Source organism: Nocardia aurantiaca, from assembly GCF_009708175.1.
GTDB classification, from domain to species: Bacteria; Actinomycetota; Actinomycetes; order Mycobacteriales; family Mycobacteriaceae; genus Nocardia; species Nocardia aurantiaca.
Genome location: NZ_WMBB01000002.1, coordinates 620,106 through 634,052 on the forward strand (window position 1 = coordinate 620,106; position 13,947 = coordinate 634,052).

Here is a 13,947-nt window from a genome sequence, read left to right on the forward strand (position 1 = left end):
CCATGAACCGGGGCGCGATCACGGTGGGCGCGGTGGCGCTGGCCATCCTGTTCGAACTGCTCGCGCTCGGCGATCAGCGCGAACATCTGGTGGCCCTCACCGGGATTCCGGTGGCCGCGGCGCTGGGACTGCTGGTGTGGTCGCTGGTGGAGCGGTCGCGCCGGCTCGCCCCGCCCGAACCGGACGACAACGACATCGACAACGGCCCCGTCGAGATGCTGCGCCGCTGGCAGGCGCGCGCGCAGATGCTGGCCGACCGATCCGAGGGCTCGCGTGCCGACTGGGATCGGCACCTGCGGCCGCTGCTGGCCAAGGAATTCGAACTGACCAGCGGGCACCGGATGGCCAAGAACCGGCGTGCGCTGGAAGTGGCGGGGCAGCTGCAGTTCGGGCCCGAACTGTGGCGCTGGGTGGACCCGGCGAACTCGGCGCTGCGCGATCAGGTCAATCGCGCACCCGGCCGCGCCGCCCTGGACGAAATCCTGCGCCGACTGCAGGACATGTGAGATGAGATGCGAGACATGCGATGACATCACCGATGGACGTGACCATCAAGCGCACCGACGCGGTGCTGCGTGAAGTATCCCGGGTCGTGGTCGGCAAGCGGGATGAGCTGCAGCTGATCATGATCGCGGTGCTGTCCGGGGGCCATATCCTGATCGAGGATCTGCCCGGGCTGGGCAAGACCCTCATCGCGCGCTCCTTCGCGACCGCGCTCGGGCTGAACTTCACCCGCGTCCAGTTCACCCCGGACCTGCTGCCCGCCGATCTCATCGGCTCCACCATCTACGACATGCATTCGGGCCGTTTCAGTTTCCGGCGCGGCCCGGTGTTCACCAATATGCTGCTGGCCGACGAGGTGAACCGCACCCCGCCCAAGACGCAGGCCGCGCTGCTGGAGGCCATGGCCGAGGGGCAGGTCTCCATCGACGGCGAAACCTTCCCGCTGCCACAGCCTTTCATCGTCTTCGCGACCGACAATCCGATCGAGTACGAGGGCACCTATCCGCTGCCCGAGGCCCAGCTCGACCGCTTCGCCATGCAGTTGCGGCTGGGCTACCTGTCGGAGAGCGACGAGATGAACATGATCCGCCGTCGCCTCGAACGCGGCTCGCAACCGGCCCAGATCGGGCAGGTGGTGGACGCCGACGGTCTGCTGGAGATGCGGCAGTCGGTGGAATTCGTGACGGTGCACCCGGATGTGGTCGGCTACGTGGTCTCACTGGCCTCGGCCACCCGCGGGCATCCGCAGGTGGAGGTCGGCGCGAGCCCCCGCGCCGAACTGGACCTGGTCCAGATGGCCCGGGCCCGGGCGCTGCTGCACGGGCGGGACTACGTGGTGCCCGAAGACGTGAAGGCTCTGGCCATTCCGGCCATGGCCCACCGGATCACCCTGCGCCCCGAGATGTGGGTACGCCGCATCCGCGGCGAGGACGTGATCTCCGAACTGCTGCGCCGCCTGCCGGTTCCGCGCGCCACCGCCCAAGCCTGAGGCACGGATGAAGCATCGCGACACGAGTACGACCGTCGAGGCCGAATTGCGCTGGCGGCCGGCGCCGTTGGTGTTCATGCTCGCCGCGGTGTCCGCGCCCGCGCTGGTCCTGGCGGTGGTGCTGGGGAAGTGGCAGCTGGTGGTGTTCGCGGCGCCCATGCTCGGGGTGCTGGCCACCGCGCCGCTGCAGCAGTCGCGCACCCGCATCCAGGTGGACGGGGCGGGGGTGCTGCGCTGTTTCGAGACCGAGGAGGTGGTGCTGACCGCCGGCGCGTTCGTGGAGAGCGGGCACGCGCTGCTGCGGCTGCATCCGGAACCATTGCCGAGCATGGAGATCCATGTCGAGGAGACAGTGGACTCCGGGACCGCGCCGGCCGGGCTGCGGCTGGCGCTGTCGGCGCCGCGCTGGGGGCGGTATCCGGTGCCGATGCGGGTGAGCGCGCTGAGCCCGGCCGGTCTGGCGGTGGCCTCGGTGCGGCTGCCCGCCGGTGAGGTGTACGTCTACCCGATCACCGATCCGCAGCGCATGCGGTTGCCGCGCACGGAACTTCCCGAACGCATGGGCACTCATCTGACCCGGCGGCACGGCCCGGGTGTGGAATACGCCGATATCCGGGCATATACGCCGGGCGATCAGCTGCGCACGGTGAACTGGCCGGTGAGCGCGCGGCGCGGGCAGCTGTTCGTGACCGAGCGCTTCACCAACCGCGCCGCGGATGTCGTTGTGCTGGTGGACACTTCGATGCAGGCCCCAGGGCCCGCCTCGGACTCGCTGGAGCTGTCCGTGCGCGGCGCGGCCCAGGTCGCCCAGTCCGCGCTCCAGGCCGGTGACCGCACCGCCGTGGTGTGCCTCGGCCGCAGTCCGCGCTGGCTGCGACCGGATATCGGCCGGCGGCAGTTCTACCGCATCGTGGACGCCGTGCTCGATGTCGGCGACGAGCACATCCTCACCGAGGGCACGCTGGCCCCGCACGCCGCGGTCCCCATCGGCGCGGTGATCGTCGCCTTCTCCACCCTGCTGGACACCCAATTCGCGCTGGCCCTCATCGATCTGCGCAAGCGCGGGCATGTCGTGGTGGTAGTGGACGTGCTGCGCGGCCCGCCTTTCGGTGACGGCCTGGACCCCACCCTCGCGCGCATGTGGCAGCTGGAACGCACGTCCATGTACCGCGATATGGGCACCGTGGGCGTCGATATCGTGCCCTGGCCGGAGGACACCCGCCTCGATCAGGTCATGCGCATGTTGCCGGAACACCGCCGCACCGTGAGGGTCCGCCGATGACCAAGTTCCTGGCGGTGCTGTCCGGGGTGCTGCTCGCGGGCGCGGTGGCCATCGTGCTGCCGTGGGCGGTGATTCCGGTGATCGTGCTTGCGGTGGCCGGGTGGCGCTGGCGGGTGTGCGCGGTGCTGGCCGTACTGGCCGCCATGGCGGCCGTGGCCTGGATCGGGACCGGGGCGCTGGTGGCGGGCGGCATCGGGCTGGTCGCGACCACCTACCTGCTGAACACCGCCACCGTGTCGGCCCCGGTGGGCGTGGTGCCGACCACGATTCCGTCGGTGGCGGGCGCGCTGGTCTTCACGGTGGCCGCGGGGGCCGCGAGTGTGCTGCCCGCCGGACTGACCTGGGTGCCGATTCTCGCGCCGTTCACCGTGATCATGTTGTACGCCCTGCTGGTTCGCGGCTTGGCGGACGACCGGACCGGCGGCTGAGGCGAAATTCGCTTCGAATCGGGCCGCGGGGCTGGTTCACTCGCGCCATGGAAGAACAGCGACTGGTCAAGACCTCCAAACGGCTGTCGAGGCATTTACGGCACGCCCCGGAGGCGATCGGCATCGAGCTGGACTCGGCAGGGTGGGTGGACGTCGCCCTCCTACTGGAGGCGCTCGGCCGGCACGGGCGCGCGATCTCGCGGCCCGAGCTGGACGAGGTGGTGGCGCGGAACAACAAGCGCCGCTTCGAATTCGATGCGACGGGGACCCGGATTCGCGCGAGTCAGGGGCACAGTGTCGACGTTGACCTGGAGTATCGGGCGACCACGCCGCCCGATGTGCTCTACCACGGCACCGTTGCCGCGGCCCTGCCCGGAATTCGCGCCGAGGGGCTGAAGCCCATGCGCCGCCACGACGTTCATCTGTCGGCGGACACGGAGACCGCCGTCAAAGTCGGGGCGCGACGTGGCAGGCCCGTGGTGCTGACGGTGGATGCCGCGGGCATGCACCGCGACGGGTACGAATTCCGGGTCAGCACCAATGGGGTCTGGCTGGTGACCGCCGTCCCGCCCGGATACCTGTCCGGGGTCTGAGCGGGACGGATGCGGCCGCCGCGGGCGATTACTGGAGGGCGGGGGGCATGCGGGTCGGCTTGATGCGACCCGCGTCGACGAGCGCACGGAATGCCGCGGCTTTGCGCGCGCATTCCGCAACCGGGCAGCGGCGGTGCTGCTGCATGGTGCGATGGGCTTCCTGGACGCCCAGGGGGTGATCCGGGGCGAGGTGCGACCAGGCGGAGGTGTCGCGGGGTGTCAATGCTAATGCGTTGTGCTCCTTGATGATTCGCTCACGGATCCGATCGACGGAGAGTCTGTTCGGATCTTGATGGGGGTGGTGCAGGCTCATGATGGTGATCGTCATGATCACCAGCGTTGCGAGAGTGGCTGTGAACACTTGCCAGGCGGCCATTTGTTCACCTTCTCCATGGGTATCGGTTGTAGTCAGCTAGGTATTCAGTTGGTTAGCTAAATGTTTACCGTATGCCTGAAGAGGTTACGCCTTCAGTGCGTCCCGGGGGCAGGGGCAATCGAATTTCGGCCGCTTTCAGCAACTTCCCCGATCGTCGATCCCATTGGCGCGCTGAAAGTTTGCGTCTGACGTTATATCCGGTTTGGGGCTTATGGCCGGATTGTTGTGCCACCCAGCGGGTCTCGGTCCGGGCCGAATCCGGTCCGCCTCGCAGTGCGACCGCTCGAATCCACAGAGCCGAGTCGCCACTGGCTCAGAGTTCGATTACATCCCGCCGTAGCCCCCCGACCCGTGCCCCGCACACCGGGTGCCCAACGCGATCAGGGAGCTCCCGCCGGGGAAATCTGTCCGATTTCCCGCGGTGAGAGCTCCCTGATCGCGAAGCCCGTGTCGAGTTATGAGTGGGTGAGGACCACGTCGGCGAGGACGGGGGCGTCGTCGCGCTCGACGACGGTGACCGCGATGACGAGTTCGCCGTCCTGCTGCCAGATCCGGGAGCGCAGGGTCTCACCGGGGTACATGACGCCGGCGAAGCGGGCGCGGAAACCCTTGACCCGGGCCACATCCGAGGCCAGCACCGTGTCGGTGGCGGCCTTCAGGACCAAACCGTAGGTGCACAAACCGTGCAGGATCGGGTTCGGGAATCCGGCGTTGCGGGCGAATTCGGGGGCTGAATGCAGCGGGTTGCGGTCGCCGCACATGCGGTAGAGCAGGGCCTGCTGGGGCAGGGTGGGGGTCAGGACCTCGAAATCCGGTGCGCGGTCGGGGAGTTCGGTCTTGGCGCTGGGGCCGCGGTCGCCTCCGAAGCCGCCCTCGCCCTTGGCGAAGATGGAGGAGCGGGAGGTCCACAGGGGCTCGCCGTCGCTGCCGGTGGCGACATCCTCGCGCCAGATGACGGCATTGCTGCCCTTGTCCCAGATCTCGCTGATGCGGCCGACCGTGGTCGCCTTGCCCGAGGCGGGGATCGGCCGGTGCACGATGATCTCCTGGCTGCCGTGCACGACCTTCGCCAGATCGATGTCGATGCCGTCGAATTTCACCTTCGGCGGCTCGGTCTCGTGGAAGGACGGCGCGACGGTCGCGAAGGAGGGCAGCACTGCGGGCTCGCGGTCGTCGACGTAGCGCAGCTCGGCCGGGTCGGTCCAGCGGTTGCCCGCGCCCAGCGCCAGGTTGTATGTCTGCACATCGCCGGCCGACCAGCTGAATTCGCGCGCCGGGATCTGCGCGCCGAGCGCGACGTTCAAATCGATGGGCATGAAGGGTTCTCCTCGTCACTCGCGTCCGATGGTCCGGCGCGGCTCGCCTCCCCGCAAGCCGCCGGCCCGCTGACCGGGTAGCGCGCCGGGCGCGCTCGAAAGTCTGGGTTCCCGGCCCGCCGCCGGAAAGAGCGTTCGGGCGGCGGGCGCGGGCTGTTCAGTTGTCCGCGCCCCGCCGGGATAGAGCGGTACGACGGGGCATGCGGGGTGGGTTGGGCGCGGACTCGACGTGACCCGACTCGCGCCCAACCCGATCCTGAACCGGGTTGGGACGGTTCAGGACGCTTCTTTGGATGACACCGTTCCGGCCACCGGAGCGCCGTTCTTCGCCTTGGCGGCGATATCGAGGGCCGCCAGATAACCGAAGGTGATGGCGGGGCCGATGGTCGCGCCGGGACCGGCGTAGGTGTGGCCCATGACCGGGGAGGAGGTGTTGCCCGCGGCGTACAGCCCTTCGATGACGGTGCCGTCCTCGCGCAGTACGCGGGCGTCGTTGTCGGTGACCAGGCCGCCCTTGGTGCCCAGGTCGCCGGGGACCATCTTGACCGCGTAGAACGGGCCGACCTCGAGCTTGTTCAGGCAGGGGTTCGGCTTGATGGTCTGGTCGCCGTAGTAGCGGTCGTAGGCGCTGTCGCCGCGGTTGTAGTCGAGGTCCTTGCCGGTCTCGGCGAAACCGTTGAAGCGCTCGATGGTGGCGGCCAGCTGATCGGCGGGTACGCCGATCTTCTCGGCCAGCTCGGCCACCGTGGGCGCGACGACGATCAGGTCGTTTTCCATCCAGCGGGACGGAATCCGCTGGCCAGGCTGCAATCCGGCGAAGATGTAGCGGGACCGGTAGCGCTGATCGAACACCAGCCAGCACGGCACGTTCTCGCCCGGCCCCTCACCCTGCCCGTATTCGCCGCCGTACATGGTGTGCACAGCCTCGACGTAAGGAGCGGACTCATTACCGAAGCGCTTACCTTGCGTGTTGATCATGATGCTGCCGGGCAGATTCCGCTCTGCGAGGCAGAACCAGGGCTTGCCTTCACCACGGAAGGTGGTCGGCCCCCACCAGGCGTCGTCCATGAAGGCGATGTCCGCGCCCGCCGCGATGCCCGCCCGGATGCCGTCGCCGGTATTGGCGGCCGCACCGGTGGTCCACTCGGTGGTGATGGGTTCACGCTGGTACTTGTGCCGCATATCGGCGTTGTGCTCGAAGCCGCCGCTGGCCAGGATGACGCCGAATTTGGCGTTGAACCGGACGCTCTCGCCGTTCTGCTCGGCGTCGACGCCGGTGACCACGCCGTTCTCGATCACCAGTCCGGTGAGCGGAGTGTTCAGCAGCACCGGCACATTCGCGTCCATCAGGCCCTTGCGCAGGCCCGCGATGATGGCCTGGCCCATGCCGACCAGCGCCTTGCCGGTGACCTTGCCCCACGCCCAGCGGGTGCCGACGCGCAGCACGCGCGCGATGCCGCTCGGGTGTCGGCGAATCAGGTTGAGCTTCTTGTAATCCGCCTGCATGACGACGACGTTGAGCGGCGCCTTGCTGTAGGCGGGCTCCAGGTTGAAGCGCTCCGCGCCCAGGACCTTGAGGTTGAACGGCTTGGGCTCGCAGGAGCGGCCGTCCGCCTTGCCGCCCGGTGCCTCCGGGTAGTAGTCGGAGTAGCCGGGCACCCAGGTCATCTTCAGGGCCGAGTGGTCGAGCACGTAGTCGAAGGCTTCCGCGCCGCGATCGATGTAGGTGTCGATCTTCTCCTTCGGCACCACGTCGCCGATGATGCTGTACAGATAGGTGCGCGCCTCGTCGAGGTCGTTCCCGCGGCCCGCGGCCTTGAGTACCTTGTTTCCGGGAATCCAGACGCCACCGCCCGATCGCGCGGTAGAACCACCGTAATGAGCGGCTTTTTCGATGAGCACCGTGCGCAGACCGTGGTGCGCAGCGGTGAGGGCGGCGGACATACCGGCGGCACCGCTGCCGACCACCACCACGTCGTAATCCCGATCAGTCATGTAGAACACGTTATAGAATCGATCCTGGTTTGGTCTATGTTGGTCTGGCAGATGGGACTGCTGAAGCGACGTTATTCACAAAAACTCGTTTCAGTTTCTAGTCTCTTCACCGGATGGCCACCGGCCGGTACCCCCGATGGAAGGAACACAGCGTGCTGACCGACGCGCTACGCAAGGAACTTGCCGATGAGCTCGAGGCGGCGGAGCGGACGCGGGTTCCGATCGATCCGCTGGCCCTGCGCCACCCCGAGATCGACGTGGTCGACGCCTACGAGATCCAGCTCATCAACATGCGCCGGCGCTTCGACGGCGGCGCGAAGGTGGTCGGGCACAAGGTGGGCCTGTCGTCCAAGGCCATGCAGCAGATGATGGGCGTGGACGAACCCGACTACGGGCACCTGCTCGCGGAAATGGAAGTCTTCGAGGACATTCCGGTCGACACCTCCAAGTACCTGTACCCGCGCGTGGAGGTCGAGGTCGGCTTCATCCTGGGCGCCGACCTGCCCGGTGCGGACTGCACCGAGGAGGACGTGCGCAAGGCCACCGTCGCCTATGCGCCCTCCATCGAGCTCATCGACACCCGCATCAAGGACTGGAAGATCGCCCTGTGCGACACCATCGCCGACAATGCGTCGTCGGCCGGATACGTGCTCGGCAAGCAGCGCGTCTCGCCGGATCAGCTGGATATCAAGAACATCGACGCCGTGCTGACCCGCAATGGCGAGGTCATCGCCGAGGGCCGCTCGGACGCGGTGCTGGGTGACCCGACCATCGCGGTGGCGTGGTTGGCGCGCAAGGTCGCCTCCTTCGGGGTGCGCCTGAAGGCGGGCGACATCGTGCTGCCCGGCTCCTGCACCCGCGCCATCGACGCCCGCCCGGGCGACGAGTTCATCGCCGAGTTCGCCGGACTCGGCTCCGTCCATCTGGGATTCGCGTAAGCGATCCCCGAACAGACCGCGTCGCAACGACACTGACCTCACCGAGTAGGAGAAAGCCGTGACTGCAAGCAAAGTCACCGCCGCGATCGTCGGGTCCGGCAATATCAGCACCGACCTGCTGTACAAGCTGCTGCGTTCGGAGAAGATCGAGCCGCGCTGGATGATCGGCATCGACCCGGAGTCCGAGGGCCTCAAGCGTGCCCGCGGTCTGGGCCTGGAGACCTCAGCCGAGGGCGCGGACTGGCTGCTGGCGCTGCCGGAGAAGCCGGACCTGCTGTTCGAGGCCACCTCCGCGTACGTGCACCGGGCCTACGCGCCCAAATACGCCGAGGCGGGCATCCGCGCCGTCGACCTCACCCCGGCCGCCGTCGGCCCCGCCGTGATTCCGCCGGTCAACCTGGACTCGCTGCGTGACGAGCTGAACGTCAACATGATCACCTGTGGTGGCCAGGCGACCATTCCCATGGTGCACGCGGTCTCGCGCGTGGTGCCGGTGGAGTACGCCGAGATCGTGGCCTCGGTGTCGTCGGTGTCGGCCGGTCCGGGCACCCGCGCGAACATCGACGAGTTCACCAAGACCACCTCGGCCGGCGTGGAGAGCATCGGCGGCGCCAAGCGCGGCAAGGCGATCATCATCCTGAATCCGGCCGAGCCACCGATGATCATGCGCGACACCATCTTCTGCGCCATCCCCGAGGACGCCGACCGCGACGCCATCACCGAATCGGTGCACCGGATGGAGAAGTCCATCCAGGAGTATGTCCCCGGCTACCGGCTGCTCAACGAGCCGCAGTTCGACGAGCCGTCGCTGGTTTCCGGTGGCATGGCGAAGGTCTCGATCTTCGTCGAGGTCGAGGGCGCGGGCGACTTCCTGCCGCCGTATTCGGGCAACCTCGACATCATGACCGCCGCCGCGACCCGCGTCGGCGAGGTCCTCGCTGACCAGATCATCTCGGCTCGGGTGTAAGGAGTTCCGACAGTGAGCAATTCAAACATCCTCAAGCCGTTTTCCGCGGATCTGGATGTCCGGGTCACCGACACCAGCCTGCGCGACGGCTCGCACCACAAGCGCCACCAGTTCACCGTGCAGGAAGTGCGCGATATCGTCGCCGCCCTCGACGCGTCCGGTGTCCCGGTGCTCGAGGTCACCCACGGCGACGGGCTGGGCGGCTCCTCGTTCAACTACGGTTTCTCGAAAACCCCTGAGCAGGAACTGATCAAGGCCGCCGCGGAGACCGCCAAGCGGGCCAAGATCGCCTTCCTCATGCTGCCGGGCGTCGGCGTCAAGGAAGACATCAAGATCTCGCAGGACAATGGCGCGAGCATCTGCCGCATCGCCACCCACTGCACCGAGGCGGATGTCTCCATCCAGCATTTCACCATGGCGCGCGATCTCGGCCTCGAGACCGTCGGCTTCCTGATGATGGCGCACTCCACCACGCCGGAGAACCTGGCCAAGCAGGCCCGCATCATGGCCGACGCGGGCTGTCAGTGCGTCTATGTCGTCGACTCAGCCGGTGCCCTCGTTCTCGAGCAGGTCACCGACCGCGTCTCCGCCCTGGTCGCCGAACTCGGCGACGACGCCCAGGTCGGCTTCCACGGCCATGAGAACCTGGGCCTCGCCGTCGCCAACTCGGTCTACGCCGTCCGCGCCGGCGCGACCCAGATCGACGGCAGCGCTCGCCGTTTCGGCGCGGGCGCGGGCAACCTCCCGGTCGAGGCCTTCATCGGCGTCTGCGACAAGCTCGGCATCAAGACCGGCGTCGACTTCTTCGCCGTCACGGATGCCGCCGAAGATGTCGTCCGCCCGGCCATGCCGAGCGAATGCCTCCTCGACCGCCAGGCTCTCATGATGGGCTACGCCGGCGTCTACTCGTCGTTCCTGCGTCACGCCGAACGCCAGGCCGAACGCTACGGCGTCTCCGCCGCCGAAATGCTCGTCCGCGCCGGCCAGCGCAAGCTGGTGGGCGGCCAGGAAGACCAGCTCATCGACATCGCCCTGGAACTCCAGCGCGAAAAGGAGAAGTCGGCCGCCAACGCCTGACCCTCGCCCTGACTGGGCCGCAACCGACTCCGGTTGCGGCCCAGTCTTGTTCAATGCCGATGTCGCTCGGTTTGTCGAGGATGGCCGGTTCCGGCCGAGGTTACCCATACGATGCGCTGCTCGTCATCGATTGCATACCAGATCCGACCGCTGCCGGTGACCTCGTATTGCCATTGCTCCAATCGCATACCGCCTACCTCGGTATGCCCGAGTATGCCCCTGAGTGGATGCTGGCGGGTCAGGTCGTCACGGCATCGCGGGTCCAGGGTGATGGCCAGCCAAGCGCGATCGAGGTTTCGTGTGTGGCTGGACATGCGGTCACCGTGGGCTTGGATTCGACGGACCTGCGACGTGCGACGTCGATCGGTCGCGCCGGCACGGCCGCGGAAGGCGTAGCGGACGGTCGCCGTCGATCTGACCGCGTTGGAAGAACAGCGGAGCCGTCGCCGATGAGGGGTTGATTCCGGCTTCACAAGAAATTGTCTCCGCATGAATACGTAGGGACAAAAACAAGAGACGTTTGGGCATTCAGAGTCTTCTATCTCCTGTCTAACGTTGTCGGTGTTCGGTTCGACGGAGGAGCCGAGAACAGCGTTGGAGGAGGCGGCGATGCGTGCGGTGATGCAGAAGAACTTCGGCGGGACCGAGGTTTTGGAGGTTGTGGAGGTCGAGAAGCCGGAGTTGCTTTCGGGGGAGGTGCTGGTTCGGGTGAAGGCCAGTGCGGTCAATCCTGTTGATGTGGCGGTGCGGTCGGGGGCGTTTCCGTTGTTGGGGCAGCCGCCGTTCGGGGTTGGATGGGATATCTCCGGAGTGGTGGAGGCTGCGGGGCCGGGGGCGCGGTATGAGATCGGGGAAGAGGTTTATGGGATGCCGTTCTTTCCCCGTGCCGCAACGGGTTACGCCGAGTATGTGGCGACGCCCTCGCGGCAGATGGCTCGGAAACCGAAGTCGCTGAGCCATGTCGAGGCCGCGGCGCTGCCGCTGGCCGCGCTGACCGCGTGGCAGGGGTTGGTGGACAAGGCGGGGATCGGGGAAGGGAATCGGGTGCTGATTCACCGGGCAGCGGGCGGGGTCGGGCATCTGGCCGTACAGATCGCGAAGGCTCGTGGCGCGTATGTGATCGCGCTGGCGAGCGCGGGGAAGCACGACTACGTGAAGGGCCTCGGGGCCGATGAGGTGATCGATTACCGGACAACCGATTTCACCGAGGTTGTGAAGGACGTCGACATCGTCTTCGATTCCGTGGCCGACGGCGCGCGGTCGCTGCGGGTGCTGAAGCCGGGTGGGGTGCTGGTGACCATTCTCGAGCACGTGAATCCGGAGCTGGAGAAGACCGTGAAGGAAGCCGGTCGGCGGTTCGCGGGGGTGTCGGTGGAGCCGGATTATTGGGCGCTGGAGCAGATCGCGGAGTTGGTGGATGCGGGGAAGGTGCGGCCGACCATTGCGGCGTCGCTGCCGTTGGAGGAGGTGGGGAAGGCGCACGAGCTGGTCGCTTCCGGGGACATCGTGGGCAAGGTGGTGCTGACCGTCGAGTGACGGTGGCGTCGAATAATCGGAGCGGGATCCGGGTCGCAGGGCGCGGGTCCGAGGTGAAGGAGAGCAGCGATGGACGTGCTGAGCGAGGCGTTGGCCTCCATGCGGACCGGTGCGCCGAACTCGGTGCGGACCGATGGCCGCGCGCCGTGGGCGCTGCGGCTGCCGCCGACGGCGGGCGCGGGGTTCCATGTCGTGCTGCACGGAACCTGCTGGTTCTACCCGACCGAGGACAACACCCGGCCCATCGCCCTGGGCCCCGGGGATGTGGTGTTCGTCCGGGACGGGGCGGGGCATATCCTCGCCGATCACCCGGACACCACGCCGGAGATTCCCCGGCCCGAGCAGTACACGCAGCGTCCGCCGGTGGGCGCGCTGCAGCTCGGCGGTGACGGACCGGCCACCAGCCTGCTGTGCGGCATCTATCACCTCGACGGGCAGCGGCCGCATCCGCTGCTGGGGCAGCTGCCCGAGGTGATCCACCTGCCCGCCCGCCACGGCCGACACCCGGAACTGACCGCCGCGATTCAGTTGCTCGGCGCGGAGCTCGACAATCCGCGCATCGGGTCTCACGGCATCGTGCCGACGCTGATCGACTCGCTGCTGCTCTACATTCTGCGTGCCTGGATCGAGGATCAGCCGCGGTCGCGGGCGGTGGGATGGGCCGCGGCGCTGCGTGATCCGGCCGTCGCCCCGGCCCTGGAAGCCATGCACGGCGATCCGGCCGCGCCCTGGACCGTGCAGTCCCTCGCCGACCATGCGGGCCTGTCCCGCGCTGCCTTCGCCCGCAAGTTCAACGCCATGGTCGGCGAACCGCCGCTGGCGTATCTGACCCGCTGGCGGCTGACCACGGCGGCCCGTCTGCTGCGTGAGGACGACCTCGCCATCGAAAAGGTCGCCGCCCGAGCGGGATACAGTTCCGAGTTCGCGTTCGGCAAGGCGTTCAAGCGCGAATACGGCCTCGCTCCCGGGCAATACCGTCGCCAGGCCCGCGCCATCGCCTGACTCATCCGTACCGCCGGGTCATCCCGGCGATCGACCTCGGGCTTTCCCGAGTGCCGTCCGAATATCCATGCCGCAACGGTGCATGATGCGAAGTGCCCCTGTGGATGACATCCACAGGGGCACTTCACATCGCCGGGGCAGTAGGGGTTTCAGGGATGAAGGCCTCGAGAGCCCCGAGAGCTGAGCCTTTTCACAACCACGTATCCAACGTGGTGGTCGTGAGGAAGTGTTCGAGGTCCGCGCGCCAGGGCGCGGGCGTCGTCTTCTCCGGTTCGATGGCCGTGTACTGGCCCCGGTAGAAGAGCAGCGGCCTGCCGGAGTCCGTGGACTCCGACAGGGCCTGGACCCGGCCGATCACGATGTAGTGATCGCCGCCGTCGAGCACGTTGTCCACAGTGCACTGGATCGTGGCCAACGCGCCGTCCAGCACCGGGAGGCCCAGTTCCGAGGTTTGCCAGTCGATTCCGGCGAACTTGTCGGATTCGCGGGAGCCGAAGCGGGCACACACCGGCTGTTGCTCCTCGGCGAGCATGTTCACGGCGAAGCTGCCGTTGCGTTCGATCGCCGCCCAGGAGCGGGACTCCTTGGTGGGGCAGAACAGCACCAGCGGCGGATCGAGGGACAGGGCGGCGAAGGACTGGCACGCGAACCCGATGGGGGCCCGCTGTTCGCCCTCGCCGTCGAAGGTGGTGATGACGGTGATGCCGGTGCAGAACTGCCCCAGCACATTCCGGAACTTGCGCCCGTCGATCAACGGGTATTCCTCGGTGGTCATATCGACTTGCCGCCCCTGTCCGCTCTCGCCTATTTGAATCCGACGGAGAAGTCGTGACCCCACAGGCTGACCGCGGTGGATTCCCGTGCGATCCACGAGTGGTCGTCGACTTCCAGTCCCTCACAACCGAATTCGATGTCGAATCCGCCCGGCGTCTTCATGTAGAACGA

At 67.4% G+C, this 13,947-nt stretch carries 14 protein-coding genes and 1 pseudogene; 10 read left to right on the forward strand and 5 right to left on the reverse strand.

Annotated elements, in window-relative coordinates; translation table 11 throughout:
- Positions 1-2: 2 nt before the first annotated feature.
- Genes GLP40_RS06170 through GLP40_RS06190 form a run of 5 tightly spaced genes read left to right on the forward strand, consistent with a single transcriptional unit; the run spans position 3 to position 3,795 of the window.
- Positions 3-506, forward strand: a complete 504-nt coding sequence (locus GLP40_RS06170) for a hypothetical protein (protein ID WP_154786768.1) — start codon at positions 3-5, stop codon at positions 504-506.
- A 20-nt stretch (positions 507-526) separates the two neighbouring features.
- Positions 527-1,492 carry an AAA family ATPase gene (locus tag GLP40_RS06175; RefSeq protein ID WP_154786769.1) on the forward strand — a complete coding sequence of 322 codons (966 nt, stop codon included), beginning with the start codon at positions 527-529 and terminating at the stop codon, positions 1,490-1,492.
- A gap of 7 nt (positions 1,493-1,499) precedes the next feature.
- Entirely contained in the window at positions 1,500-2,774 is a 1,275-nt protein-coding gene (locus GLP40_RS06180) for a DUF58 domain-containing protein (protein WP_154786770.1), read from the forward strand.
- Positions 2,771-3,202: a hypothetical protein gene (locus GLP40_RS06185; RefSeq protein ID WP_154786771.1), complete on the forward strand. Its 432-nt coding sequence runs from the start codon at positions 2,771-2,773 to the stop codon at positions 3,200-3,202. The genes GLP40_RS06180 and GLP40_RS06185 overlap by 4 nt, the downstream gene beginning before the upstream one ends.
- A gap of 47 nt (positions 3,203-3,249) precedes the next feature.
- Complete coding sequence (locus tag GLP40_RS06190; RefSeq protein WP_154786772.1) at positions 3,250-3,795, forward strand: RNA 2'-phosphotransferase; 546 nt, start codon at positions 3,250-3,252, stop codon at positions 3,793-3,795.
- A 28-nt stretch (positions 3,796-3,823) separates the two neighbouring features.
- Here the strand turns inward: GLP40_RS06190 and GLP40_RS06195 are convergent, their stop codons facing one another.
- The 3 genes from GLP40_RS06195 to kstD all read right to left on the reverse strand — a co-directional run bounded on the left by GLP40_RS06195 (position 3,824) and on the right by kstD (position 7,491).
- Positions 3,824-4,171, reverse strand: coding sequence for a hypothetical protein (locus GLP40_RS06195; protein WP_154786773.1), 348 nt, complete (start codon positions 4,169-4,171; stop codon positions 3,824-3,826).
- Between the two features lie 455 nt (positions 4,172-4,626).
- Positions 4,627-5,487, reverse strand: a complete 861-nt coding sequence (locus GLP40_RS06200; protein ID WP_154786774.1) for a MaoC family dehydratase — start codon at positions 5,485-5,487, stop codon at positions 4,627-4,629.
- A 276-nt stretch (positions 5,488-5,763) separates the two neighbouring features.
- Complete coding sequence (gene kstD, locus GLP40_RS06205) at positions 5,764-7,491, reverse strand: 3-oxosteroid 1-dehydrogenase (RefSeq protein WP_328289758.1); 1,728 nt, start codon at positions 7,489-7,491, stop codon at positions 5,764-5,766.
- Between the two features lie 143 nt (positions 7,492-7,634).
- Between kstD and GLP40_RS06210 the strand changes: the two genes are divergently transcribed.
- The 5 genes from GLP40_RS06210 to GLP40_RS06230 all read left to right on the forward strand — a co-directional run bounded on the left by GLP40_RS06210 (position 7,635) and on the right by GLP40_RS06230 (position 13,002).
- Positions 7,635-8,420 (forward strand): 2-keto-4-pentenoate hydratase, encoded by a 786-nt coding sequence (locus tag GLP40_RS06210; RefSeq protein WP_328289759.1) that lies wholly within the window; start codon positions 7,635-7,637, stop codon positions 8,418-8,420.
- 58 nt (positions 8,421-8,478) lie between these two features.
- Complete coding sequence (locus GLP40_RS06215; RefSeq protein WP_328289760.1) at positions 8,479-9,387, forward strand: acetaldehyde dehydrogenase (acetylating); 909 nt, start codon at positions 8,479-8,481, stop codon at positions 9,385-9,387.
- Between the two features lie 12 nt (positions 9,388-9,399).
- The gene (gene dmpG, locus GLP40_RS06220; RefSeq protein WP_328289761.1) at positions 9,400-10,464 is read left to right on the forward strand and encodes a 4-hydroxy-2-oxovalerate aldolase; all 1,065 of its coding nucleotides are present in this window, start codon (positions 9,400-9,402) and stop codon (positions 10,462-10,464) included.
- Positions 10,465-11,073: 609 nt separating this feature from the next.
- Complete coding sequence (locus GLP40_RS06225; RefSeq protein ID WP_154786777.1) at positions 11,074-12,000, forward strand: NADP-dependent oxidoreductase; 927 nt, start codon at positions 11,074-11,076, stop codon at positions 11,998-12,000.
- A gap of 69 nt (positions 12,001-12,069) precedes the next feature.
- On the forward strand, positions 12,070-13,002 hold the full coding sequence (locus GLP40_RS06230; protein ID WP_154786778.1) for an AraC family transcriptional regulator: 933 nt from the start codon (positions 12,070-12,072) through the stop codon (positions 13,000-13,002).
- 190 nt (positions 13,003-13,192) lie between these two features.
- Here GLP40_RS06230 and hsaB read toward each other — a convergent pair whose 3' ends face one another.
- Both hsaB and GLP40_RS06240 read right to left on the reverse strand, forming a co-directional pair.
- Entirely contained in the window at positions 13,193-13,777 is a 585-nt protein-coding gene (gene hsaB, locus GLP40_RS06235; protein WP_154786779.1) for a 3-hydroxy-9,10-secoandrosta-1,3,5(10)-triene-9,17-dione monooxygenase reductase subunit, read from the reverse strand.
- Positions 13,778-13,806: 29 nt separating this feature from the next.
- Positions 13,807-13,947: pseudogene (locus GLP40_RS06240) on the reverse strand (2,3-dihydroxybiphenyl 1,2-dioxygenase); the annotation flags it as partial.

Excerpts from the sequence above, each read along its gene's own strand:
- GLP40_RS06170 (WP_154786768.1), top strand. The coding sequence starts at position 3 with ATGAACCGGGGCGCGATCACGGTGGGCGCGGTGGCGCTGGCCATCCTG.
- GLP40_RS06175 (WP_154786769.1), top strand. The coding sequence starts at position 527 with ATGACATCACCGATGGACGTGACCATCAAGCGCACCGACGCGGTGCTG.
- GLP40_RS06180 (WP_154786770.1), top strand. The coding sequence starts at position 1,500 with ATGAAGCATCGCGACACGAGTACGACCGTCGAGGCCGAATTGCGCTGG.
- GLP40_RS06185 (WP_154786771.1), top strand. The coding sequence starts at position 2,771 with ATGACCAAGTTCCTGGCGGTGCTGTCCGGGGTGCTGCTCGCGGGCGCG.
- GLP40_RS06190 (WP_154786772.1), top strand. The coding sequence starts at position 3,250 with ATGGAAGAACAGCGACTGGTCAAGACCTCCAAACGGCTGTCGAGGCAT.
- GLP40_RS06195 (WP_154786773.1), bottom strand. The coding sequence starts at position 4,171 with ATGGCCGCCTGGCAAGTGTTCACAGCCACTCTCGCAACGCTGGTGATC.
- GLP40_RS06200 (WP_154786774.1), bottom strand. The coding sequence starts at position 5,487 with ATGCCCATCGATTTGAACGTCGCGCTCGGCGCGCAGATCCCGGCGCGC.
- GLP40_RS06225 (WP_154786777.1), top strand. The coding sequence starts at position 11,074 with ATGCGTGCGGTGATGCAGAAGAACTTCGGCGGGACCGAGGTTTTGGAG.
- GLP40_RS06230 (WP_154786778.1), top strand. The coding sequence starts at position 12,070 with ATGGACGTGCTGAGCGAGGCGTTGGCCTCCATGCGGACCGGTGCGCCG.
- hsaB (WP_154786779.1), bottom strand. The coding sequence starts at position 13,777 with ATGACCACCGAGGAATACCCGTTGATCGACGGGCGCAAGTTCCGGAAT.